Below are 7,561 nucleotides of genomic sequence, written 5' to 3'. Positions count from 1 at the left end.
CCCCGGCCCGGCGCAGCGCGCCGGGCGTTCGCCAAGCCCAGGCGGCAGTGCCGCCTAAGCGGGCTTGGCTCACCCCGACCTGCGTTTGAACAGGTAGGCGGAGACCGCCAGCATCACCACCGTCGGCATCGCATAGGCCAGGCGGAAGTCGAAGTGGAACACTTTGGCCAGTTCGACGAATTGGGTCTGCAACTGCCAGAACACCAGGGCGAACACGATGCCGATGAACAAGCGCTTGCCCAGGCCGCCGCTGCGCAGGCTGCCGAAGGCGAACGGAATCGCCGCCAGGCACAGGGTCAGCACGTTGAGCGGGTAGAACCAGCGTCCCCAGTAATGGGCCTCGAATTCCGCCGCATCGAGGTCGTTGCGTTCGCGGTCCTCGATCGCTTTGTGCAGGGCCTTGGCGCTGAGGTAGCGCGGCCGGTTGGTGCCGCTCATCAGCGCCGCGCTGTCGAGCTTGGACTCCCAGCGCTCCTGCGCGACCTGGGTCTGCTCGGCCGACTTGGCGTGGAAGGTGGTGCGGGTCACGTCGCGCAGCAGCCAACCGCCGGGACGGTGCTCGGCGATCTTGGCGATCGCGTACGAGGCCAGGCGGCCGTCGGCGCCGAACTGGTACAGATTGACGTTGCGCAGCTCCAGCCACCGGTCCTGGCCGCTGCTGCGCTCCTGGCCCTGGCTGGCGCTGAGGATCACGTCGCCCTCGCGCGCCCACAGGCCGGAATACTCGGCCACCACCTGGTTGTTGGACTTGGCCGCCGATTTCAGCGCATCGGCGCGGCGCTGGCCTTCCGGCGCCAGGGTCTCGCCGTTGACCACCATGGCCAGGGTCAGCACCGCCAGCGCGCCGGCCACCGCCAGGCTGAGCCGGCGCCGCGACAGGCCCACCGCGCGCAGCACGGTCAGCTCGGAAGTCGAGGCCAACTGGCCCAGGGCCATCAGCGCGCCGATCACCGCGGCATAGGGGAACAGACCGTAGGCGCGGCGCGGCACGGTCATCAGCATGTAGGCCAGCGCCTGCATCAGCCCGTAGCGGCCCTTGCCGATGTCGCCGAACTCGCCGACCAGGCTGAGCATGAAGTCCAGGCCCAGCAGCACCGCCCAGGTCAGCAGCACGGTGCCGAGCACGGCCCGGCCGACGTAGACGTCGTGGATCTTGGGGAAGGGCTTCATCGCGCCTTCCTCCGCCGGGCGACGCGGCCGTCGCGCAGGTACAGCCAGGCCGACACCGCCAGCAGCGGCAGGGTCAGCCACCACAGGCCGACGAAGCCGGGGACTTTGCCGTCCTCGATCCAGCCGGTGCCCATCATCATGAAGTTGTTGCCGATCAGATAGGCCAGGAAGCCCATCAGCACGCTGCCGTAGCGGGCCTGGCGCGGGGTGCTGCGGGCCAGCGGCACCGCCAGCAGGGCGAACGCCAGCGCCAGCAGCGGCGGCGCGATCCGGTAATGCAGTTGCGCCGCGGCCTCGCGCCGCGGGTCGGTCAGCAATTGCGGGGTCGACATCATTTCCGGCAGCGACGGGTCGTAGCGGTCTTCGCTGGCCGGCATCAGCACGTCGTTGCTGGCGTAGCGCATCAACCGGTAGTCCAGGCCTCCGTCCATCGGCCCGTCGACCTCGAAGCCGTCGTCCAGGGTCAGGTAACGGTCGCCGTTGGCTCGCACGGTCAGATGGCCGCTCTTGGCGGTGGTGACGGTCTGCCGCTCGGGCTTGTTGCGATAGATGAAGATCCGCTCGAAACGGCTGCCGTCGCCGGACATGGCGCCGACGTAGATCACCCCGTTGTCGTTCGGCAGGCCGGTGAAGGCGCCCGGCTCCAGCCCGGCCACGACCAGGCTGCGGCTGGCCTCGTTGATCATTTCGCGCGAGACGCGGTCGGCCCAGGGACCCAGCCACAGCGAGCAGGCGCCGACCACGAGCACGATCGGCCCGACCACGTACAGCAGCGGGCGCAGCAAACGCTTGGGACCGACGCCGATCGAGGCGATCACCGGCATTTCCGAGTCCCGGTACAGCCGGCCGATGCCCAGCATCAGGCCCAGCATCAACGCCAGGGGCAGGATCAGCGGCAGCCACTTGATCAGCACCAGGCCCAGCTGCATCAGCATCATCCCGGCCGGGACCTTGCCCTTGGCGATGTCCTCGAGCACGTCGGTGAAGGCGCCGCCGACGCTCACGATCAGCAGCACCACCAGGGTCGCGAAGACGGCCTGGGCGAATTCGCCGGTCAGGTAACGGTCAAGCTTCTGCATGAGGCGTGGGGGCGCGCTTCGGGTTGGGCTTCGGCATCGGGCGGGCTTGCTTTAAACTCGGGGGTTCGTTCGACGGCCGGCTGGCCCGATCCCGCCCCGATCTAGGGGCTGCGGATCGACAAGAGCGCCAGGCGGCGCGGGCTTCAGGCCCCGGCTTCAGTCCTTGGCCTCCGGCCGTAGGCAAAGCCGGCCGATTGTACGAGACAACTCCTCTTTTCTGCTGGGAATCTGTTGGATGGCCCTCGAATTCGACCTGAACCGCGACACGCCCGCGGCCGCTCAAACCGATTGCGTCGTGGTAGGCGCCTTCGCCGACAAGACCCTGACCGCTGCCGCGCGAACGCTGGATGAAATCAGCGGCGGCCGCCTGACCGTGCTGCTGGAACGCGGCGACATCAGCGGCAAGACCGGCAAGACCGCCCTGTTGCACGACGTCCCCGGCGTGACCGCGCCGCGCGTTCTGGTGGTCGGCCTCGGCGAGCCGGGCAAGTTCGGCGTCGCCCAGTACCTGAAGGCGGTCGGCGACGCCGCCCGCGCGCTCAAGGCCGGCCCGGTCCAGCACGCCCTGCTGACCCTGTCCGAAGAGCCGGTGCAGGGCCGCGACGCGGCCTGGGCGATCCGCCAGGCCGCGATCGCCGCCGACCACGCCTGCTATCGCTACACCGCCACCCTGGGCAAGAAGAAGGACGAACCCGGCCTGCGCCAGCTCTCGCTCAGCGGCACCGACACGGTCGCGCTGGCGCAGGGCCAGGCCATCGCCGCCGGCGTCGCGTTCGCGCGCGAGCTCGGCAACCTGCCGCCGAACATCTGCAACCCGGCCTACCTGGCGCAGCAGGCGCAGGAATTCGCCGGCCGCTTCGACAAGGCCTCCTGCGAAGTGCTCGATCGCGAGCAGATGCAGGCGCTGGGCATGGGCTCGCTGCTCGCCGTCGCGCGCGGCTCGGCCAATCCGCCCAAGCTGATCGTGCTCAAGTACGACAACGGCGGCGACGCCAAGCCCTACGTGCTGGTCGGCAAGGGCATCACCTTCGACACCGGCGGCATCAACCTCAAGGTCCAGGGCGGCATCGAGGAGATGAAGTTCGACATGTGCGGCGCCGCCTCGGTGCTGGGCACGTTCGTCTCGGCGGTCGGCATGCAGCTGCCGATCAACCTGGTGGTGGTGGTGCCGGCGGTGGAGAACATGCCCGACGCCGACGCCTACCGTCCGTCCGACGTGCTCACCAGCATGTCCGGCAAGACCATCGAGGTCGGCAACACCGACGCCGAAGGCCGCCTGATCCTGTGCGACGCGCTGACCTATGCCCAGCGCTTCGAACCCAAGGCCCTGCTCGACGTGGCCACCCTGACCGGCGCCTGCGTGGTCGCGCTGGGCAAGTTCGCCAGCGGCCTGATGAGCAAGGACGACGACCTCGCCGGCGAACTGCTGCAGGCCGGCGAGCAGGTCTTCGACCGCGCCTGGCGCCTGCCGCTGTGGGACGAGTACCAGACCCAGCTCGAATCCAGCTTCGCCGACGTCTACAACATCGGCGGCCGCTGGGCCGGCGCGATCACCGCCGGCTGCTTCCTGGCCCGCTTCACCGAAGGCCAGCGCTGGGCCCATTTGGACATCGCCGGCGTCTCCAACGAAGAAGGCAAGCGCGGCCTGGCCACCGGCCGCCCGGTGGGGCTGCTGTCGCAGTGGTTGCTCGATCAGGCCGGGATTTGAGGTTCGGGATTCGGGATTCGATGACGGCTCCTGACGCCGCCATCGAATCCCCACCGGCTCCGCCTCGGCTTTTGCCCCAACCAATCCCCAATCCCGAATCCCCAATCCCGGCTTCCCGATGCCCCGTGCCGACTTCTACCTGATCCAATCGCCGCGCTTCCGCGAGGAGCCGATGCGCTTGGTCTGCGAGCTGGCGCGCAAGGCCCACGACGCCGGGCTGCCGACCCTGATCCTGGCGCGCAGCGCCGAGCAGGCCGAGCAACTCGACGACATGCTCTGGGACATGGGCGAGGACGCCTACATCCCGCACCAGATCGCCGGCCTGGACGAGGACGAGGAAGAAGCCGACGTGCTGATCGCCGCGCCCGAGTCCGACGCCGCGCTGCGCCCGCTGGTGATCAACCTGCGCGACGCCGCGGTCGCCGACGGCTTCGACCGCGTGCTCGAAGTGGTTCCCGCCGACGACTCCGCGCGCGGTCCGCTGCGCGAGCGCTGGAAGCAATACCAGGCGCGCGGGCTGGCGTTGAACAAGCACGATATGTGAGGGGCGGCCCCACGCTTCGGTTTTCGCCATTGTCCTAACGAATCCCGAATCTCCAATCCCGAATCCCCGCTGTACCCAATCCCGAATTCCCAATCCCGAATCTCCGCCCCTATGTCCCTCGCCTCCAGCTACGACCCCAAACAGTTCGAAGCCCGCCTCTACGAACAGTGGGAAAGCAGCGGCGTATTCCAGCCGCGCGGCGAAGGCCCGACGTATTCGATCCTGCTGCCGCCGCCGAACGTCACCGGCACCCTGCACATGGGCCACGCGTTCCAGCACACCCTGCAGGACGCGCTGATCCGCTATCACCGCATGCGCGGCTACGACACGCTGTGGCAGATGGGCACCGACCACGCCGGCATCGCCACCGAGATGGTGGTGGCGCGCAACCTGGGCCAGGAAGGCCTGACCCGCGACGGCCTGGGCCGCGACGGCTTCATCGAGAAGGTGTGGGAGTGGAAAGCGCATTCGGGCGGCACCATCGAACGGCAGATGCGCCGCCTCGGCGCCTCCGGCGACTGGACCCGCTCGACCTTCACCATGGACCCGATGGCCACGCAGGCGGTGATCGAGGCCTTCGTGCGCATGCACGAGCAGGGCCTGATCTACCGCGGCCAACGCCTGGTCAACTGGGACCCGGTGCTGAAGACCGCGATCTCCGACCTGGAAGTGGTCAACGAGGAAGAAGACGGCTTCCTGTGGTCGATCAGCTACCCGCTCAGCGACGGCAGCGCGACCCTGACCGTGGCGACCACGCGCCCGGAAACCATGCTCGGCGACACCGCGGTCATGGTCCATCCGGACGACGAGCGCTACCAACACCTGATCGGCAAGAGCGTGACCCTGCCGCTGACCGGCCGCGAGATTCCGGTCATCGCCGACGCCTACGTGGATCGCGAGTTCGGCACCGGCGTGGTCAAGGTCACCCCGGCGCACGACTTCAACGACTACGCGGTCGGCCAGCGCCACGAGCTGCCGTTGATCAACATCTTCACCCCCGACGCGACCGTCAACGGCAACGCGCCGGAACGCTTCGTCGGCCTGGACCGCTACGAAGCGCGCAAGGTCGTGCTGGCCGAACTGGAAGCGCAGGGCCTGCTGGTCGAAACCAAGCCGCACAAGCTGCAGGTGCCGCGCGGCGACCGCACCGGCCAGGTGATCGAGCCTTATCTCACCGATCAGTGGTTCGTGCGCATGGACGGCCTGGCCAAGCGCGGCCTGGCGCTGGTCGAGCAGGGCGAGGTCCGCTTCGTCCCGGCCAACTGGATCAATACCTACCGTCACTGGATGGAGAACATCCAGGACTGGTGCATCAGCCGCCAGCTGTGGTGGGGCCATCGCATTCCGGCCTGGTACGACGCGCAGGGCAACATCTACGTCGGCCGCGACGAAGCCGACGCGCGCGCGCGCGCCGGACTCGGCGCCGAGGTGGCGCTGAGCCAGGACAACGACGTGCTGGAGACCTGGTTCTCCTCAGGCCTGTGGCCGTTCAGCACCCTGGGCTGGCCGGACGCGGCGGCGATGGGCGCACGCGGCTTCGAGCGCTACCTGCCGACCTCGGTGCTGGTCACCGGCTTCGACATCATCTTCTTCTGGGTCGCGCGCATGATCATGCTGACCGACCACTTCACCGGCCAGGTCCCGTTCCGCGACGTGTACATCCACGGCCTGGTGCGCGACAAGGACGGGCAGAAGATGTCCAAGTCCAAGGGCAACGTGCTCGACCCCATCGACCTGATCGACGGCATCACCCTGGACGAACTGCTGGCCAAGCGCACCAGCGGCCTGATGCAGCCGAAGATGGCCGAGAAGATCGAAAAGGCCACCCGCCGCGAATTCCCCGAAGGCATCCCGGCGTTCGGCGCCGACGCGCTGCGCTTCACCATCGCCGCGCTCGCCACCCACGGCCGCGACATCAAGTTCGACCTCGGCCGCGCCGAGGGCTACAAGAACTTCTGCAACAAGCTGTGGAACGCCACCCGCTTCGTGCTGATGAACACCGACGGCGCCCGCTTCGCCGGCGCGCCGCAGCCCCGCACCGACGCCGAGCGCTGGATCCTGGCGCAACTGGCCAAGGCCGCGGCCGAGGCCGAGGCGCACTTCGCCGCCTACCGTTTCGACCTGCTCGCGCAGAGCCTGTACGAGTTCGCCTGGAACGCGTTCTGCGACTGGTTCGTCGAACTGGCCAAGCCGGCGCTGCAGGGCGAAGACCGCGAGGCCGCCGACAGCACCCGCCACACCCTGCTGTACGTGCTCGAGCGCCTGCTGTCCCTGCTGCATCCGCTGATTCCGTTCGTGACCGAGGAACTGTGGCAGCAGGTCGCGCCCAAGCTGGGCGTGGCCGAAAGCACGATCATGCTGCGCGCCTACCCTCAAGCGGCCGAGTTCGCCGGCGATTACGCCCGCGCGGAGGCCGACGTGGAATGGCTCAAGGCGATGGTGTCGGCGCTGCGCAAGGTGCGCAGCGAGCTCAACGTCAAGCCGTCCGACCTGGTGCCGCTGCTGCTGGCCAAGGGCGACGCCAGCGACCGCGAGCGCAGCGAACGCTTCGCCAGCCAGCTCACGTTCCTCAACAAGCTGGAGCGGATCGAGTTCGTCGACGACGTGGCCGCCGCGCCGCCGGCCGCGCCGGCGGTGGTCGGCGAGCTGACCCTGCTGGTGCCGCTGCCGGCGGAGAAGCTCGACGCCGAGCGCGTGCGCCTGGACAAGGAGAAGAAGCGGGTCGAAGGCGAGATCGCCAAGTGCCGGGGCAAACTGGCCAGCGAGACCTTCGTCCAGAACGCGCCGCCGGCGGTGGTCGAGCAGGAGCGCAAGCGCCTGGTCGACTGGACCACGATGCTGGAAGAGCTGGTCGCGCAGCGAGCCAAGCTGGACTGAGCGGCCGCTGCGGTCGCACAGGCGAAAAAGCCGCGGTCATGCCGCGGCTTTTTTGCGTCCGCGCGTGGCTCCTGTAGGAGCGGCGTGAGCCGCGACAACCCGCAGCGACGGACGCAAGCGTGGCAGCCGAAGCGCGGATATCCGCGATTTGGGCAGGCAGAGCGGGAAGGGTCGGGGCTTCCG

The 7,561-nt window shown here is 68.7% G+C and carries 5 protein-coding genes; 3 read left to right on the top strand and 2 right to left on the bottom strand.

Going from position 1 to position 7,561, the window contains the following annotated elements; genetic code table 11:
* Positions 1 to 69: 69 nt before the first annotated feature.
* Both lptG and lptF read right to left on the bottom strand, forming a co-directional pair.
* Positions 70 to 1,170: an LPS export ABC transporter permease LptG gene (gene lptG / locus TX83_RS00390; RefSeq protein ID WP_064745920.1), complete on the bottom strand. Its 1,101-nt coding sequence runs from the start codon at positions 1,168 to 1,170 to the stop codon at positions 70 to 72.
* Entirely contained in the window at positions 1,167 to 2,249 is a 1,083-nt protein-coding gene (gene lptF / locus TX83_RS00385) for an LPS export ABC transporter permease LptF (protein ID WP_064745919.1), read from the bottom strand. The genes lptG and lptF overlap by 4 nt, the downstream gene beginning before the upstream one ends.
* A 235-nt stretch (positions 2,250 to 2,484) precedes the next feature.
* Between lptF and TX83_RS00380 the strand changes: the two genes are divergently transcribed.
* From TX83_RS00380 to TX83_RS00370, 3 genes are all read left to right on the top strand, one after another.
* Entirely contained in the window at positions 2,485 to 3,957 is a 1,473-nt protein-coding gene (locus tag TX83_RS00380; protein ID WP_064745918.1) for a leucyl aminopeptidase, read from the top strand.
* Positions 3,958 to 4,075: 118 nt separating this feature from the next.
* On the top strand, positions 4,076 to 4,501 hold the full coding sequence (locus TX83_RS00375) for a DNA polymerase III subunit chi (protein WP_064745917.1): 426 nt from the start codon (positions 4,076 to 4,078) through the stop codon (positions 4,499 to 4,501).
* Between the two features lie 111 nt (positions 4,502 to 4,612).
* Positions 4,613 to 7,378 carry a valine--tRNA ligase gene (locus TX83_RS00370; protein WP_064745916.1) on the top strand — a complete coding sequence of 922 codons (2,766 nt, stop codon included), beginning with the start codon at positions 4,613 to 4,615 and terminating at the stop codon, positions 7,376 to 7,378.
* The last annotated feature ends 183 nt before the right edge of the window (positions 7,379 to 7,561 follow it).

It is taken from the genome of Lysobacter antibioticus HS124 (genome assembly GCF_000336385.2).
Classification (GTDB): domain Bacteria; phylum Pseudomonadota; class Gammaproteobacteria; order Xanthomonadales; family Xanthomonadaceae; genus Lysobacter; species Lysobacter firmicutimachus.
This window is presented reverse-complemented; position numbering and strand designations above follow the sequence as displayed.

Excerpts from the sequence above, each read along its gene's own strand:
- TX83_RS00380 (WP_064745918.1), top strand. The coding sequence starts at position 2,485 with ATGGCCCTCGAATTCGACCTGAACCGCGACACGCCCGCGGCCGCTCAA.
- lptG (WP_064745920.1), bottom strand. The coding sequence starts at position 1,170 with ATGAAGCCCTTCCCCAAGATCCACGACGTCTACGTCGGCCGGGCCGTG.
- TX83_RS00370 (WP_064745916.1), top strand. The coding sequence starts at position 4,613 with ATGTCCCTCGCCTCCAGCTACGACCCCAAACAGTTCGAAGCCCGCCTC.
- TX83_RS00375 (WP_064745917.1), top strand. The coding sequence starts at position 4,076 with ATGCCCCGTGCCGACTTCTACCTGATCCAATCGCCGCGCTTCCGCGAG.
- lptF (WP_064745919.1), bottom strand. The coding sequence starts at position 2,249 with ATGCAGAAGCTTGACCGTTACCTGACCGGCGAATTCGCCCAGGCCGTC.